This is a genomic window from Pseudomonas sp. PS01297, from assembly GCF_029959305.1.
GTDB classification, from domain to species: domain Bacteria; phylum Pseudomonadota; class Gammaproteobacteria; order Pseudomonadales; family Pseudomonadaceae; genus Aquipseudomonas; species Aquipseudomonas helleri.
Window position 1 is genome coordinate 1 of the sequence record NZ_JASCPQ010000108.1, and the last position, 15,981, is coordinate 15,981.

Sequence of the window (15,981 nt, forward strand, 5' to 3'; positions counted from 1 at the left end):
CGCTAGCTTGCCTCGCTATCTTTAAAAAGATCAAAAGATCGCGAGGCAAGCTCGCTCCTACAGGTCATCTGCTGACTCTCGAAATTGGCGCAAGAGTGGCGCTGACTGCGGTGGATGGTCAAGGAAAAACCGTCTGATAGATTGCAGGTCGCGACTGTGCTAAAAAGGCTCGCACAGTGCTTACAGCCCTTGTCCTTCAAGGATTTGCGGTTTTAGGCGACACAGTTGTAACAAAACGGTTCGCCGTGGCGATGGTAGGGCACCTATGGACACGCATTCCAGCGCCTTGAAGGTGATGGTGATCGATGACTCGAAAACCATTCGCCGGACCGCTGAAACCTTGCTGAAAAACGTGGGCTGCGAGGTCATTACGGCCATCGACGGTTTTGATGCGTTGGCCAAGATTGTTGACCATCATCCACACATTATTTTTGTCGACATCATGATGCCGCGCCTGGATGGCTATCAGACGTGCGCCCTGATCAAGAACAACCGGGCGTTCAAAATGACTCCAGTGATCATGTTGTCCTCCAAGGACGGTTTGTTTGACAAGGCCAAGGGACGCATAGTCGGCTCTGATCAATTTTTGACCAAGCCCTTCAGCAGAGATGAACTGCTGAATGCCATCAAGGCCCATGTACCGGGTTTTGATATCGTCCCGAACGTTCAATGACGCTCGGCCCCGAGGGCCGATTACCTTTTAGATGGGGAACACCATGGCTCGCATTCTGATCGTCGATGACTCGCCGACCGAAATGTTCAAACTGACCGGCATGCTGGAAAAACATGGTCATGTCGTGCTGAAGGCTGAAAACGGCGCCGATGGCGTGGCCCTGGCTCGTCAGGAAAAACCCGATGCGGTGCTGATGGACATCGTGATGCCCGGCCTTAATGGGTTTCAGGCCACGCGCCAACTGAGCAAAGACCCGGAAACCAACCATATTCCGGTCATCATGGTGACCACCAAAGACCAGGAAACCGACATGGTCTGGGCAACGCGTCAGGGCGCCAAGGCTTACATCACCAAACCGGTAGACGAGCAAAAGCTGATCCTGACGCTCAAGAACGTGCTGGCTGACAGCCACCCTCAATGACGGCCTGCCAATGCCTGACTCACTGACCGCCTTCGAACTGCTGTTTGAGATAGACCAACGCTGCCGCGCTTTGGCAGCAGGTCTGGCGCCGGTGCAGGCACAGGCCGGGAGTTGGAGCGGCATCGGTTTTCGGATGGGCGAGCATTGTTTTGTGGCGCCCATGGGCGAAATCGCCGAGATCCTCCACGAGCCACGGTTTACCTTGCTGCCGGGGGTAAAGCCGTGGGTCAAAGGGGTGGCCAACCTGCGTGGGCAATTGTTGCCGATCATTGATCTGTGCAGCTTTTTCGGGCTTGAGCCGTCGCCCCTGCGCAAGCAACGGCGGGTGATGGTGCTGGAATACAAAGACGTGTTTGTTGGCTTGCAGGTGGATGAAGTGCTGGGCATGCAGCACTTTGACCAACCGGAGCTGGACACCCACGTGCAGGCGTTACCCAACCTGATGTTGGTGCCTTTTATCCAGGGACGCTTTGCCGGCCAGCCAGAGTGGTGGGTGTTCAGCCCGTTTGTGCTGGCCCAGGCGCCCCAGTTCTGGGCCGTCGCGGTGTGAGTGGGGCACGCGTTTTACCTTTTGCTTTACTACGGGATGCCAAGGCCTGACTGATGAGCACAGCCAATACCGCTAAACCACTGGAAGGGTCGCGCAGTCGTTCGCAGATCATCGTGCTTTTTATCGCCCTGATCGTGTTCATCATGCTGTTGTTCGCCAACTTTGCTTACCTCAACACCCAGTCCAACTACGACAAGCAATACATCAGCCACGCGGGTGAGTTACGCGTGCTGTCCCAGCGCATCGCCAAAAACGCCACCGAAGCTGCCGCTGGCAAGGCCGCCGCGTTCAAGTTGCTGGGCGATGCGCGCAACGACTTCAGCCAGCGTTGGGAGTACTTGCAAAAAGGTGACCCCAGCACCGGCTTGCCGCCTGCGCCGGTAGCGGTGCGCAAAGAAATGCAGTCGGTTCAGCGCGATTGGGACCAGTTGCTGGAAAGCACCAACGCGATTCTGGCCAGTGAGCAAACCGTGCTGTCGTTGCACCAAGTGGCGGCTACCTTGGCCGAGACCGTGCCGCAGCTACAGGTTGAGTACGAAAAAGTCGTCGAAATTTTGTTACAGCGCGGCGCCCCGGCCAGCCAGGTGGCATTGGCCCAGCGCCAGTCGTTGCTGGCCGAGCGCATATTAGGCGCGGTCAATACAGTGCTGGCGGGCGATGAAACGGCGGCGCAGGCGGCCGATGCGTTTGGCCGTGATGCCAACCGCTTCGGCCAAGTGCTTAATGCCATGCTCGAAGGCAATGACGGGCTGCGCATTCCTAAAGTCGAAGACAAGGACGCCCGCGCCCGCCTGCTGGAGATTTCCGAGCTGTTCCAGTTTGTCTCGGGCTCGGTGGATGAAATCCTCGAAACCTCGCCTCAACTGTTCCACGTGCGCGAAGCCGCCAACACCATTTTCAGCCTGTCGCAGACCCTGCTCGATGAAGCCTCAACCCTGGCCAACGGCTTTGAAAACCTGGCCAACGGTCGCTCGCTGGACATCATCGGTGGCTACGTTCTGGGCTTGCTGGCGCTGGCGTCAATCATCCTGATCGGGCTGGTGATGGTTCGCGAAACCAATCGCCAACTGCGTGAAACCGCTGAAAAGAACGAGCGCAATCAGAACGCAATCATGCGGCTGCTCGATGAAATCGAAGACCTGGCCGACGGCGACCTGACCGTGACTGCTTCGGTTACCGAAGACTTCACCGGGGCCATTGCCGACTCCATCAACTATTCCATCGACCAACTGCGCGAGCTGGTGGCCACCATCAACCTGACAGCAGGCCAGGTGGCGGCCGCCGTGCAGGAAACCCAGGCCTCGGCCATGCAACTGGCGGAGTCTTCGGAGCATCAGGCGCAGCAGATCGCCGAGGCGTCCGGGTCGGTGCAGCATATGGCGCAGTCGATTGATCAAGTGTCGGCCAACGCCTCTGAGTCTTCGGCGGTGGCCGAGCGTTCGGTGGCGATTGCCAACAAAGGCAACGAAGTGGTGCACAACACCATTCGCGGCATGGACAACATCCGCGACCAGATCCAGGACACGGCCAAGCGCATCAAACGCTTGGGCGAGTCTTCGCAGGAAATCGGCGACATTGTGAGCCTGATTGATGACATTGCCGACCAGACCAACATTCTGGCGTTGAACGCCGCTATTCAGGCGTCCATGGCCGGTGACGCCGGGCGCGGGTTTGCCGTGGTGGCGGACGAAGTACAGCGTCTGGCGGAGCGCTCGTCGGCGGCAACCCGGCAAATCGAGACGCTGGTGCGGGCTATTCAGGCCGACACCAATGAAGCGGTGATTTCCATGGAGCAAACCACCACCGAAGTGGTGCGCGGTGCGCGCTTGGCCCACGACGCCGGGGTGGCGCTGGAAGAGATCGAAGGGGTGTCGCAAAACCTCGCAGACCTCATTCAGCGCATCTCCAACGCAGCGCAAGAGCAAACCAGCTCGGCTGCGCAGATCTCCCTGACCATGAACGTCATTCAGCAAATCACCAATCAAACCTCGTCCGGCTCGACCGCCACCGCCGACAGCATTGGCAATCTGGCCAAGATGGCCAGCCAACTGCGCCGCTCGGTGTCCGGTTTCACCTTGCCCGCCTCGCCAAAACCCCGAGAGCCGCAGTAGTGCGACATTCAGACTGGAGTTGTTATGGTTGACCGGCGCGACTACGTAGCCCTCGAATGGGTTAAAGACGAGATTGCCGACACCTTGAAACAGGCGCGTACGGCGCTGGAGGACTATGTCCTGCAGCCCGCTGCCGAGGCGTTGGAGCAATGCCTGGCGTGTATTCATCAGGTGCACGGCAGCCTGCTGATGGTGGAGTTTTATGGTGCCGCCCTGCTGGCCGAAGAAACCGAACACTTAGTGGTCGCCTTGCAGGAGGGCCGTGTCAGCCAGACCGAAGAAGCCCTGCGCCTGTTGATGCAAGCCTTCAACCAGTTGCCGCTGTACCTGGACCGCGTTCACACGGCCCGGCGTGACTGGCCGCTGGTGGTGCTGCCGTTAATCAACGATCTACGCACCGCCCGTGGCGAAAGCCTGCTGTCAGAAACCAGCCTGTTCAGCCCCGATTTACAGACATTGCCGACACTGGATCAAACCGCCCTGGCGCACTTGATCCCCGCCGAATGGCCGCGCCAGATCATGACCCTGCGCCACGCGCTGCAAGCCGCGTTAAACGGTTTGCAGGGTGAGGAAGACGTGCGCGGCAATCTGGAGCGCTTGGCCAATGTTTTCAGCCAACTTGAAAGCCTGTGCCAGGGCGCGCCCATCAACGCGTTGTGGAAAGTCGCCTCGGCCTTGCTGGACGGCATGTTGCGCGGCCGTGTGGCCAATAGCCCGGCGTTGCGCAGCTTGCTCAATGAGTCCGACAAAGAACTCAATCGCTTGCTGGAGCAAGGTATTGAGGGCGTCAACCAGCCAGCGCCGGATGAACTGCTCACCAGCTTGCTGTTTTACATCGCCAAGGCCGAACAGCCGACCACCAAGATGCTCGCGCTGAAAAACCGTTACGAGCTGGACGAAGCCATGCCCGATGCGGCCATGGTCGACGAAGAGCGGGCGCGGCTGGCGGGGCCTGACCGTGATGCCATGCGTTCGGTGGTGTCGGCCTTGTGCGAAGAGCTGGTGCGGGTCAAGGAACGCCTCGATCTGTTTGTGCGCAGTGACCGTTTACACGTGTCCGAGTTGAGCAGCCTGATGGCGCCGTTGCGCCAGATCGCCGACACCTTGGCGGTGCTCGGTTTTGGCCAGCCGCGAAAAGTCATCATCGACCAGTTGGCGGTGGTCCAGGGCATCGCCCAAGGGCAGCGCGAGCCGACAGACGCCGTGTTGATGGATGTGGCTGCCGCCTTGCTGTACGTCGAAGCCACGCTGGCCGGGATGGTCGGCAATGTCGAGCCGTCTTCGCGGGAAGAGAGCCGCCTGCCCACCACTGATCTGATTCAGATTCACCAACTGGTGATCAAAGAAGCGCGTATTGGCCTTGAAGAGGTCAAAGACCTGATCACTGATTTTCTCGCCGACGGTCACGACCGCCAGCACCTGCAACCGTTGCTTGGCGTGCTGACGCAGATCCGTGGCGCGCTGGCGATGATCCCGCTGCGGCGGGTCGCTGGCCTGCTCAACAGCTGTCACGATTTTGTCGAAGAGCATTTGTTGGCGGGCCCGCTGCCCGCCAACGCGCAGCTTGATCAGTTGGCGGATGCGTTGATCAGCATCGAGTACTACCTGGAGCGTTTGGCGCTGGACCCCGGCGCCGCCAGCGAGAAGGTGCTGGAGCGCGCTGAAAAGAGCCTCACAGCGCTGGGTTACGCGCCCGCCAAGCGCAATGTGCTGGTGCTCGATGAGTCGCTCAACGCGCCTCCCGTCAAGGCCAGGTCAGCGGTGCAGACCCCGGATGACCCTCAGGTGATGCAGAGCCTGGCGCAGGTATTGGCCGGCCCGCTGCCGTTGAACCCGCCCGCGCAGCACATCCCGCAAAGCTTGTTGCCACCGCCGGTAGACGAAGAACCGGTGGATGAAGAACTGCTGGAAGTCTTTCTGGAAGAGACTGACGAAGTCTTGATTGCCCTGCACGACGCCTTGCCGCAATGGGTTGCTAACCCGGCCGACAGCGCCGCGTTGGCCGAACTGCGGCGAGCCTTTCATACGCTCAAGGGCAGCGGTCGCATGGTGCGTGCGCTGGTGCTGGCGGAGCTGGCCTGGGCCGTTGAGAACTTGCTGAACCGGGTGATCGAACGCAAAGTCGCGCCGTCCCCAGCGATTGATCAATTGCTGGAAGAGGCGCTGGTGCTCCTGCCGCAATTGATCCAGGAATTCGCCGATCGTAGCCAGCGTCAGCATCACGATGTCGACCAGCTCGCGGCCCGCGCCCACAGCCTGTCCAAGGGGCGCCCGCAGCCGCTGCAGATCGAGCAGCAGAGCGGCAGTTTTGATCCGCAATTGCTGGATATCTTCCGCCAGGAAGCGCAAACCCACCTCAACAGCCTTAACCACTTTCTGGACCTGGCCAGCGAGCACGTGCCGCTGTACGCCACAGACGATTTGCAGTTGGCCATGCACACCCTCAAAGGCAGCGCGCACATGGCGGGCGTGCTCAGAATGGCCGAGCTGGCGGCGCCGCTGGATTACCTGGTGCGTGAGTACAAGGCCCATCACCTTGAGCTGGACGTTGAAGAAATTGACTTGCTGCTTGAAGCCGACAGCTTGCTGCATCGCGGCCTCAAACAGCTGGACCTCGATCCGCTGGCCGAGATCCGTGGCGCCCGGGCCTTGATCGAGCGCATCGGGCTATGGGTCAGCAAACGGTTGGACATGGCCCTGAATGCGTCTTCGGGCACGTTGACGGCCCCGCGGGACCCGCAGCGTATCAGCGAGTTTTTGGGCCAGAGCATGGACATTCTGTTCGAGGCCGAAACGCTGTTGCGCCACTGGCGGCAACACCCCCATGAGCGCGACGGCCTCCAGCGTCTGCTGGACCAACTGACCGACTTGGGCGAGTCGGCCTTTTTGCTCGACCTGCAGCCCGTAGATGCGCTGTGCGAAGCCTTGCTCGACCTGTACGGCGCGGTAGAAGAAAGCAGCCTGGTGGTCAGCGAGCGGTTCTTTCAGGAGGCCGACGAGGCCCAGGAAGCGCTGATCAACATGCTCGACCAATTGGCCGCCGGGCAAGAGATCACCCCACAACCGCAACGCATCGACGCGCTACAGGCGCTGCTGCATGAAGGCTTGGCGCCGGACGCTACCGGCCTGATCCGCCGTGAAGGCAACCAGACCCTGGACATCACAGAACTGGGCGCCGCCACGGCGCAACTGGATGCCGGGCAGGACGACGCGCAGGACGATGAAATCGTCGCCATCTTTATCGAAGAGGCGGTGGATATTCTCGACAGCACCAGCCACGCCTTGCGGCGCTGGATCAATGAGCCCGACAACCTGGCGCCGTTGTCCTCGCTGCAACGAGACTTGCACACGCTCAAGGGCGGCGCGCGCATGGCCGGTATCGTGCCGATTGGCGATCTGGCCCACGAGCTGGAGCACTTATACGAAGGGTTGCTGGACCGCCGCTTGAGCGAGAGCCCGACGTTGGCGCGTCTGCTGGAACTCTGCCATGCACAACTGCTGGTGATGCTCGAACAACTGCGTCACCACACGCCTCTGGACGAACCGAGCGAACTGATCGAGGCCATTCGCACCCTTCGGCACAGCAACGCAGCCCCAACTGAGCCGAGTAACGCCACGCCAGAGACAACGCCTGCTGCGCCACAAAACGGCATCGACCCGGAGCTGCTGGATATCTTTCTGGAAGAGGCGTTTGACCTGCTGGAGAGCTCCGGTGCGGCCTTGGTGCGTTGGCAGGCCGAGCCGCAAAACACCGTTGAAGACGAAAACCTGCTGCGCGACCTGCACACTCTCAAAGGCGGGGCGCGGATGGTCGAAATCAGCGCCATCGGGGATTTTGCCCACGAGCTGGAAACCCTGGTTGAAGACATTTCATTAGGTTTTCTGTCTCCCAGCGCTGAATTGTTTACCTTGTTACAACGCAGCCACGACCAATTGGCGCAGATGCTCGACGCTCTGCGCAGCGGTCAGCCGGTGCCTTCGCCACAGGTGTTGATCGAGCATATTCAGCGGGTTGAACGCAGCGTCCGGCAAGCCGTCCAGAGCCCGGCGGTGAGCAAGCCCGAGCCCGCCGCCGGGTTGCTTCCCGAGGCCGAGCGCACAGGGCTGGACATGCTCAAGGTGCCGGCCGAATTGCTCGAAGACCTGGTCAACCTGGCGGGCGAAACCTCGATGATTCGCGGGCGTCTGGAGCAGCAGGTCAACGACGGCAAGATCGCCCTCAACGAAATGCAGACCACCCTTGAGCGCATGCACGATCAGTTGCGTCGGCTCGACACCGAAACCCAAAGCCGCATTCACAGCCGCCAGCACGCCGAAGTCGATGGCGTGGCTTACGACGAGTTTGACCCGCTGGAAATGGACCGCCATTCCCAACTGCACCAACTGTCGCGGGCGCTGTTTGAGTCCGCCTCGGACTTGCTCGACCTCAAGGCCACCCTGGCGGCGCGCAATCAGGACGCCTACAGCCTGCTGCAGAAACAGGGGCGGGTGAACACCCAGTTGCAGGAAGGCCTGATGGGCACCCGCATGGTGCCGTTCGAACGGGTGTTGCCGCGCCTCAAACGCGTGGTGCGCCAAGTGGCTTCTGAGTTGGGCAAGCAGGTCGAGTTCAGCGTGATCAACGCCGAAGCTGAAATCGACCGCAATGTACTGGAGCGCATGGTTGCGCCGCTTGAACACATGCTACGCAACGCCGTGGACCACGGGCTTGAGCCTACCGCTGTCCGCGAGGCCAGCGGCAAGCCGGCGCAGGGGCTGATTACCCTGGAGCTGTCCAACGAAGGCGGCGACGTGGTGTTCGACATTCGCGATGATGGCGCCGGGGTGCCGCTCGAAGCGGTGCGGCGCAAGGCCATCCTGCGCGGTCTGTTAGACCCGCAAATGATGGTCAGCGACCGTGACGTGTTGCAGTTCATCTTGCAGCCGGGCTTCTCTACCGCTGAAAAAATCACCCAGATTTCCGGGCGCGGCGTCGGCATGGACGTGGTTCACGAAGAAGTGCGCCAACTGGGCGGCAACATGACCATCGACTCGGTGCCGGGCCAAGGGGTGCACTTTCAGATCCGCCTGCCGTTCAGCGTGTCACTCAACCGTGCCTTGATGGTGCAGTGCAGCGACGAGCAATACGCCATCGCGCTTAACACTGTTGAGGGCCTGGTGCGCGTGATGCCCAACGAGCTTGAAGACTATTACCAGCTCGACCCGCCCATGTACCACTACGCGGGCCAGGATTACGACCTGCGTTACCTGGGCGAATTGCTGCAAACCGTGGGCAAACCCCAACTGATCGGGCAAAACCATTCGCTGCCGGTGTTGCTGGTGCATTGCAATGACCAGCGGGTGGCCTTGCACGTGGATGCGCTGGCGGGCTCGCGTGAAATCGTGGTCAAAAGCCTTGGCCCGCAATTTACCGGGGTGCAAGGCGTGTCGGGGGCGACCATTTTGGGTGATGGCCGCGTGGTACTGATCCTCGATCTGCTCGCCTACCTGCGTGCACATCAGGCGCGTCAGCCCTTGCAGCAGGCGATCAATGAAGCCAACGGCGTACTGGAATTCACCCCGGCGGTGCGCCCGCCGCTGGTTTTGGTGGTCGACGACTCAGTGACCGTACGCAAGGTGACCAGCCGTTTGCTCGAGCGCAACGGCATGAACGTCATCACTGCCAAAGACGGCGTCGACGCCATGAGCGTGCTCGAAGACCACATCCCGGACCTGATGCTGCTGGACATCGAAATGCCGCGCATGGACGGCTTTGAAGTGGCCACCCACGTGCGCAACAGCCCGCGTCTCAAAGACCTGCCGATCATCATGATCACCTCGCGTACCGGGCAAAAGCACCAGAACCGCGCGATGGCGATTGGCGTCAACGACTACCTGGGCAAGCCGTATCAAGAGTCGGTGTTGCTGGAACGCATTGCCTACTGGAGCAACTTCCATGCTTGATCACCGCGTTGGCAGCCTGACCTGCTTGCTCTTGCCGTTGGCCGACCGCTACTTGCTCCTGCCCAACGTGGCGATTGCCGAACTGATCGACTGGCAGCGTGGCGAGCCGAGTATCGACTCACCGTCCTGGCACGTCCGGCAAATCAACTGGCGCGACCGCGAACTGCCGCTGATCAGCTTCGAAGCGGCTTGCGGCGGCCCCTTGGTCATCGGCGAGCGCGCGCGCATTGTCATCCTCAACACCCTGAGCGGCGACCCGCGCCTCAAATTCATCGGCCTGGTGGTGCAAGGCATCCCGCGCTCTTACCGGCTCGACAGCCAACTGAGCTTCGTCGACGTGCCCCTCAGCCCGTTCGAACGCGCGGCGGTGCAAGTGGGCGAGAGCGTGGCAAAAATCCCGGATCTACTGGGATTGGAGAGGCTGGTGCTGTCGGGTAGCGAGCCAGAAACGCCCGACCCCGTGTAGGAGCGAGCTTGCCTCGCGATCTTTTGATCGTTGAAAAGATCGCGAGACAAGCTCGCTCCTACAGGGGGTTGTGCAGTCTATTGATTCGATTTTTTATCCTGCTGTTTCTGGAGGTTAATGCGCCTGCCGCGAAACAGGCGCATGTCCGGATCAGCGTGGGTTGAGGCTACTCAAGGATTTTTCAACCTGTGTTCTGGCCATATCCACCAAGTGCAGCACCGACAACACCAGATCGCGCTGTGTCCCGTCCAAATGGTTGCTTGCTTCAACTGCTGAGACGCTGGCACAACGCAACAAGCTTGATGCATGCACCAAAGCTTCTTCGGTGTCGGAGTTGACAGGGGGCGGTGGCGTGTCAGGCAAGTAAAAACTCAAGGCCCGAACTATGGCTGCCTGATTATTCATCAGGTCAACACCAGGCGCTGGGACAGACGAACCGTCATGCGGTGGGTCGGGGGTGATTTTTAACATTGTGGCTAACTCCTAACGTGGTTAGAGGCTGCCAACTTCGCTGCTAAACGATGGGTGGCAGCCGAGCGCAGGTTAGCAGACCGGAACGTTAGGGACCCGGCGCACCCGAAGGTGCCCTGCGCACGACCACCATATAATTCAGACCAAAAGTAGCGCCTGATTTGAAGGGGGGCGATAAACGCCTAACGTTGTCCGAGCTGCTAAACCCGACCGCTGTATTTTTTCAGCGGCAGGGCGAGACTAGGCGCGTAAACGTTCAGGCGCAATGCGTGCGGGATTGTCTCGGAAAGTTCGGGCAAGGGAAAGGGACGCGTCCGATATAGCGTGCAATGGGCTTGTTTTGTCGGATGGCTTGATAAGTCCCAAAAAGGGACCTGTCGTTCCCTTTTTGGGACTGTTTATCGGTTGTACTCATGCGCTTGAAATGTCAGGTCAGGAATAACCCCATCTCGATTTACCCCCCCCTTGCCCTTTAAGGTCGCGACGTTGGCCCTTATGTTGTAACCAGTGGCACCGTCGCACTATCGGCTATTGAGGATGTTGCACATGTATCACGGGGAAAAGCTCAACGCCTGGACCCATTTGGTGGGGGCTGTGGCGGCTGCGGCAGGTAGTATCTGGTTGTTGGTGGTGGCGTGTCTGGACGGGAGTCCGCAAAAAATTGTCAGCGCGGCCATTTATGGCGTGACGCTGGTGCTGCTGTACAGCGTGTCGACGGTTTACCACAGCGTGCGTGGGCGTTCGAAGGTGATCATGCAGAAGTTTGATCACCTGTCGATTTACCTGCTGATCGCTGGCAGTTACACGCCGTTTTGCCTGGTGACGCTGCACGGGCCGTGGGGTTGGTCGCTGTTCGGGATTGTCTGGGGCATGGCGGTGATCGGCATGCTGCAAGAGATCAAGCCGCGTTCTGAAGCGCGCATCTTGTCGATCGTGATTTACGCGGTGATGGGCTGGATTGTGCTGGTGGCGGTCAAGCCTTTGCTGGCTGCGCTAGGGACCGCGGGCTTTATCTGGCTTGCCACGGGCGGGGTGATGTACACCGTGGGGATTATCTTTTTTGCCCTCGACCACCGCCTGCGGCATGCCCACGGCATTTGGCACCTGTTTGTCATCTGCGGCAGCCTGCTGCATTTTGTGGCTATTGCGCATTACGTGATCTAGACGACTGTAGGCGCCCGCTTGTCTTGCGAACTTTTAAAAAGATCAAAAGATCGCGAGACAAGCTCGCTCCTACAGGGCCGTATTACGCTTTTTTTAGCGGCTTTTTGGTGTCGCTGCGGATTTGCGCGTGGCTGATCAGGGCGAAGATAAAACTGCCGCCGATGATGTTGCCGGCCAGTGTCGGGCCGGCAAAGATCAGCCAGAAGTCTTTCCATGGCAACTCGCCCGCAAAGACCAGATAGGACACCTCAGCGGTACCGACCACGATGTGGGTAAAGTCACCGAGCGCCATCAGGTAGGTGATGAGGATGATGATCCACATCTTGGCGCTCTCCATGGACGGGATCATCCAGACCATGGTTGCAATCATCCAGCCCGAGACAATGCCTTTGGCGAACATTTGGCTGACGTCGTTTTCCATCACCTTGCGCCCGATTTCCAGAAAGGCCTCGTCGGTCGGGGTATCGAAAATCGGCAAGTGCAGCATCACGTAGGCCACCAGAAAAGTACCCATCAGGTTGCCGATCAGCACTACGGACCAGAGCCGGAACAACCGCCCGAAGTTGTTCAACGTGGGTTTGCTCATGATCGGCAATACCGCCGTCAGGGTGTTTTCAGTGAACAATTGCTGGCGAGAGAGAATGACCGCCAAAAAGCCCGCGCAGTAACCAAAGCTGGCGATGACCTTGAACCCTTCGGCGTCGGGCAGGCGAGAGTTGAGCAAGCCCATGGCCATCAACGACAACCCCATGGTCAGGCCCGCCGCCAGGGCTGACCAGAACAGGGCGGCAATGCTGCGCTCAAGTTCCTGATCACCTTGCAGGCGAATGATTTCGTGCAGGACAGCGGCACGCGGGGGCTGGTTTTTGCTGATGTCGTGCTTTTCATCAGCCGACAGGTTGGGCGTTTTGCCGCTGTTTTCAGTGTTCATGAGCGCATGACCGGTGGCGTGTATAAGCGTACGACACGCGCCATCGGTGGCTGTTCACTCAAAACCTGTAATCGCTGCCGCAGCCCGCGGCAGCGGGGACAAGGTCAAAGGTAATCAGGCCTGATTTTCATCCTGGAACTGATCTTTGACGTACTTGATCTCGGTGCGGCCGTGCGGTGCTGGCAGGCCGTCTTCACCGAGGTTGACGAAGACCATTTTGTCGACCGTCAGGATGCTTTTGCGGGTGATCTTGTTGCGCACTTCACAGGTCAGGGTGATCGAGGTGCGGCCAAATTCGGTAGCGGTGATGCCCAGCTCGATGATGTCGCCCTGGCGCGAGGCGCTGACAAAGTTGATTTCGGAGATGTACTTGGTCACGACGCGCTGGTTGCCCAGCTGAACAATGGCGTAGATCGCCGCTTCTTCGTCGATCCAGCGCAGCAGGCTGCCACCGAACAGGGTGCCGTTGGGGTTGAGGTCTTCGGGTTTAACCCATTTGCGGGTGTGAAAATTCATGTTCGCTCCTGACCGTCTTGCCTTAGATGCCGGCCATGATGTCAGACCTCGGCGCTCAGCTCTATTAACCTTGGACTATGGTCTCGATTAAGCAAATAAAAAAGCCTTGGATAAACCCTTGGGAACCCAGGCGCGGATGGCTATAATCTCCCTCGCTTCAAAAACGGTCATGTTCACCCGGTACCGTTTTCCCGCCACCTGTCCGAGGGGCGCTGCAGCAGGTTCTACCTGTCAGGCTCGGATGGGGCGTTGTTTGTTCAGGGTTCCCTGAGCAAGCACTAAACGCACAACGGCGCCCATTCGCGATTAAACGAATGGAGGCTCTTAATGAGCGCTGTAAACACGCCTGCAGGTTTTACCGACTATAAAGTCGCTGATATGTCCCTCGCCCAATGGGGCCGTCGCGAAACCTTCATCGCTGAATCCGAAATGCCGGCCCTGATGGGTCTGCGTCGTCGGTATGCCGCAGAACAACCGCTCAAGGGCGCGAAGATTCTGGGCTGCATCCACATGACCATCCAGACTGCCGTACTGATCGAAACCCTGGTTGCCCTGGGTGCCGAAGTGCGTTGGTCGTCGTGCAACATCTTCTCGACTCAAGACCAGGCCGCTGCCGCTATCGCTGCTGCCGGTATTCCGGTATTTGCCTGGAAAGGCGAGACCGAAGAAGAGTACGAGTGGTGCCTGGAGCAAACCATCTTGAAAGATGGCCAGCCTTGGGACGCCAACATGATCCTCGACGACGGCGGCGACCTGACCGAGCTGCTGCACAAGAAATACCCGGCCATGCTGAAAAAGATCCACGGCGTGACCGAAGAAACCACCACCGGCGTACACCGTCTGCTGGACATGCTGGCCAAAGGCGAGCTGATGATCCCGGCGATCAACGTGAACGACTCGGTGACCAAAAGCAAAAACGACAACAAGTACGGCTGCCGTCACAGCCTGAACGATGCGATCAAGCGTGGTACTGACCACCTGCTGTCCGGCAAGCAAGCGCTGGTCATCGGCTACGGTGACGTGGGCAAGGGTTCGGCTCAATCCCTGCGCCAGGAAGGCATGATCGTTAAAGTCTCCGAAGTTGACCCGATCTGCGCCATGCAAGCGTGCATGGACGGCTTTGAAGTGGTTTCGCCGTTCATCAACGGCCAGAACGATGGCACAGAAGCGAGCATCGACAAGGCCCTGCTGGGCAAGATCGACCTGATCGTGACCACCACCGGTAACGTCAACGTGTGCGACAAGAACATGCTGGCTGCGCTGAAAAAACGCGCTGTGGTGTGCAACATCGGCCACTTCGACAACGAAATCGACACCGCTTTCATGCGCAAAAACTGGGCATGGGAAGAAGTGAAGCCACAAGTGCACAAGGTACACCGCACTGGCGCTGGCGAGTTCGACCCGCAGAACGACGACTACCTGATCCTGCTGGCCGAAGGCCGTCTGGTAAACCTGGGCAACGCCACCGGTCACCCAAGCCGCATCATGGACGGTTCGTTTGCCAACCAGGTACTGGCGCAGATCTTCCTGTTCGCCCAAAAATACGCTGACCTGCCTGCCGAACTGCAAGCTGAGCGTCTGACCGTAGAAGTACTGCCGAAAAAACTGGACGAAGAAGTGGCCCTGGAAATGGTTCGCGGCTTCGGTGGCGTGGTCACTCAACTGACCCAGCAACAAGCCGACTACATCGGCGTGACGGTTGAAGGTCCGTTCAAACCTGAAGCGTACCGTTACTGATTGGATCGCCAAGCCCGCCCCCTAATGGGGGCGGGCTTGTATTCGGCTTTTGTATTGCCAAGGATTTGACCATGTCCCAAGACCGTCGTTACAGCTTCGAGTTCTTCCCGACCAAGACCGATGCTGGACATGAAAAACTGATGAACACGGCTCGCCATCTGGCGACCTATAACCCGGATTTTTTCTCCTGCACCTACGGTGCTGGTGGCTCGACCCGTGACCGCACGATCAACACCGTGCTGCAACTGGAGAGCGAAGCCAAGGTCCCTGCCGCCCCGCACTTGTCGTGTGTCGGTGACAGCAAGGACGACTTGCGTGGCCTGCTGACTCAGTACCAGAGCGCAGGTATCAAGCGTATTGTCGCGCTGCGTGGCGACCTGCCTTCGGGTATGGGGATGGCCAGCGGTGAGTTGCGCTATGCCAATGACCTGGTGAGCTTCATTCGTGAAGAAACCGGCGATCACTTCCATATTGAAGTGGCGGCATACCCTGAGATGCACCCTCAGGCGCGCAATTTCGAAGACGATATCAGCAACTTCGTGCGCAAGGCCAACGCTGGCGCCGACAGTGCGATCACCCAGTACTTCTTTAACGCCGACAGCTACTTCCGCTTTGTTGAGCGCGTACGTGCGGCCGGCGTCATGATCCCGATCGTGCCGGGCATCATGCCGATCACCAACTACAGCAAGTTGGCGCGTTTCTCCGACGCTTGCGGTGCAGAAATCCCGCGCTGGATTCGCAAGCAACTGGAAGCCTACGGCGATGATGCGAACAGCATCCAGTCGTTTGGCGAGCAAGTGATCAGCGAAATGTGCGAGCGTTTGCTCGATGGCGGCGCTCCGGGCCTGCACTTCTATACCTTGAACCAGTCTGAGCCGAGCCTGGCGATCTGGAACAACCTGAAGCTGCCACGCTGATCCACACTGCATCGCCCTTGTGGGAGCGGGCTTGCTCGCGATGGGCGTCACCCGGTTTGCTGATAAACCGTGGTGCTACCA

General features: G+C 59.3%; 12 protein-coding genes and 1 riboswitch. Of the genes, 9 read left to right on the forward strand and 3 right to left on the reverse strand.

Translation table 11 applies throughout. The features are described from left to right. Positions 1 to 265: 265 nt before the first annotated feature. From pilG to QMX84_RS22910, 6 genes are read left to right on the forward strand one after another with little or no spacing between them, the layout of a single operon-like run. On the forward strand, positions 266 to 673 hold the full coding sequence (pilG, locus tag QMX84_RS22885) for a twitching motility response regulator PilG (RefSeq protein WP_048370938.1): 408 nt from the start codon (positions 266 to 268) through the stop codon (positions 671 to 673). A 43-nt stretch (positions 674 to 716) separates the two neighbouring features. Next, the gene (pilH, locus tag QMX84_RS22890) at positions 717 to 1,094 is read left to right on the forward strand and encodes a twitching motility response regulator PilH (protein ID WP_262123838.1); all 378 of its coding nucleotides are present in this window, start codon (positions 717 to 719) and stop codon (positions 1,092 to 1,094) included. 10 nt (positions 1,095 to 1,104) lie between these two features. Beyond that, positions 1,105 to 1,644, forward strand: a complete 540-nt coding sequence (locus tag QMX84_RS22895; protein WP_262123837.1) for a chemotaxis protein CheW — start codon at positions 1,105 to 1,107, stop codon at positions 1,642 to 1,644. A gap of 53 nt (positions 1,645 to 1,697) precedes the next feature. Next, positions 1,698 to 3,755 carry a methyl-accepting chemotaxis protein gene (locus tag QMX84_RS22900; protein WP_282364852.1) on the forward strand — a complete coding sequence of 686 codons (2,058 nt, stop codon included), beginning with the start codon at positions 1,698 to 1,700 and terminating at the stop codon, positions 3,753 to 3,755. Positions 3,756 to 3,779: 24 nt separating this feature from the next. Further along, positions 3,780 to 9,698, forward strand: coding sequence for an Hpt domain-containing protein (locus tag QMX84_RS22905; RefSeq protein WP_282364853.1), 5,919 nt, complete (start codon positions 3,780 to 3,782; stop codon positions 9,696 to 9,698). Next, on the forward strand, positions 9,691 to 10,164 hold the full coding sequence (locus QMX84_RS22910) for a chemotaxis protein CheW (protein WP_153336376.1): 474 nt from the start codon (positions 9,691 to 9,693) through the stop codon (positions 10,162 to 10,164). Before QMX84_RS22905 ends, QMX84_RS22910 begins: the two co-directional genes overlap by 8 nt. A 150-nt stretch (positions 10,165 to 10,314) precedes the next feature. Here QMX84_RS22910 and QMX84_RS22915 read toward each other — a convergent pair whose 3' ends face one another. Next, a complete protein-coding gene (locus QMX84_RS22915; protein WP_262123832.1) occupies positions 10,315 to 10,635 on the reverse strand; it encodes a DUF3077 domain-containing protein in 321 nt (106 codons plus the stop codon). A 546-nt stretch (positions 10,636 to 11,181) separates the two neighbouring features. Here QMX84_RS22915 and QMX84_RS22920 point away from each other — a divergent pair. Next, the gene (locus tag QMX84_RS22920; RefSeq protein ID WP_048370921.1) at positions 11,182 to 11,799 is read left to right on the forward strand and encodes a hemolysin III family protein; all 618 of its coding nucleotides are present in this window, start codon (positions 11,182 to 11,184) and stop codon (positions 11,797 to 11,799) included. A gap of 82 nt (positions 11,800 to 11,881) precedes the next feature. Here the strand turns inward: QMX84_RS22920 and QMX84_RS22925 are convergent, their stop codons facing one another. After that, positions 11,882 to 12,730 (reverse strand): formate/nitrite transporter family protein, encoded by an 849-nt coding sequence (locus QMX84_RS22925; RefSeq protein WP_282364854.1) that lies wholly within the window; start codon positions 12,728 to 12,730, stop codon positions 11,882 to 11,884. 114 nt (positions 12,731 to 12,844) lie between these two features. Continuing rightward, entirely contained in the window at positions 12,845 to 13,246 is a 402-nt protein-coding gene (locus QMX84_RS22930) for a hotdog domain-containing protein (RefSeq protein WP_047279442.1), read from the reverse strand. Positions 13,247 to 13,444: 198 nt separating this feature from the next. Next, positions 13,445 to 13,551: riboswitch (S-adenosyl-L-homocysteine riboswitch) on the forward strand. Positions 13,552 to 13,573: 22 nt separating this feature from the next. Between QMX84_RS22930 and ahcY the strand changes: the two genes are divergently transcribed. Together ahcY and metF are read left to right on the forward strand one after the other, a co-directional pair. Next, complete coding sequence (gene ahcY / locus QMX84_RS22935; protein WP_153336378.1) at positions 13,574 to 14,983, forward strand: adenosylhomocysteinase; 1,410 nt, start codon at positions 13,574 to 13,576, stop codon at positions 14,981 to 14,983. Positions 14,984 to 15,054: 71 nt separating this feature from the next. After that, positions 15,055 to 15,900: a methylenetetrahydrofolate reductase [NAD(P)H] gene (gene metF / locus QMX84_RS22940; protein WP_282364855.1), complete on the forward strand. Its 846-nt coding sequence runs from the start codon at positions 15,055 to 15,057 to the stop codon at positions 15,898 to 15,900. Positions 15,901 to 15,981: the final 81 nt, after the last annotated feature.

Coding starts and splice junctions, on each gene's coding strand:
- QMX84_RS22930 (WP_047279442.1), bottom strand. CDS start 13,246: ATGAATTTTCACACCCGCAAATGGGTTAAACCCGAAGACCTCAACCCC.
- QMX84_RS22905 (WP_282364853.1), top strand. CDS start 3,780: ATGGTTGACCGGCGCGACTACGTAGCCCTCGAATGGGTTAAAGACGAG.
- ahcY (WP_153336378.1), top strand. CDS start 13,574: ATGAGCGCTGTAAACACGCCTGCAGGTTTTACCGACTATAAAGTCGCT.
- QMX84_RS22910 (WP_153336376.1), top strand. CDS start 9,691: ATGCTTGATCACCGCGTTGGCAGCCTGACCTGCTTGCTCTTGCCGTTG.
- QMX84_RS22915 (WP_262123832.1), bottom strand. CDS start 10,635: ATGTTAAAAATCACCCCCGACCCACCGCATGACGGTTCGTCTGTCCCA.
- QMX84_RS22895 (WP_262123837.1), top strand. CDS start 1,105: ATGCCTGACTCACTGACCGCCTTCGAACTGCTGTTTGAGATAGACCAA.
- QMX84_RS22920 (WP_048370921.1), top strand. CDS start 11,182: ATGTATCACGGGGAAAAGCTCAACGCCTGGACCCATTTGGTGGGGGCT.
- QMX84_RS22900 (WP_282364852.1), top strand. CDS start 1,698: ATGAGCACAGCCAATACCGCTAAACCACTGGAAGGGTCGCGCAGTCGT.
- metF (WP_282364855.1), top strand. CDS start 15,055: ATGTCCCAAGACCGTCGTTACAGCTTCGAGTTCTTCCCGACCAAGACC.
- pilG (WP_048370938.1), top strand. CDS start 266: ATGGACACGCATTCCAGCGCCTTGAAGGTGATGGTGATCGATGACTCG.
- pilH (WP_262123838.1), top strand. CDS start 717: ATGGCTCGCATTCTGATCGTCGATGACTCGCCGACCGAAATGTTCAAA.
- QMX84_RS22925 (WP_282364854.1), bottom strand. CDS start 12,730: ATGAACACTGAAAACAGCGGCAAAACGCCCAACCTGTCGGCTGATGAA.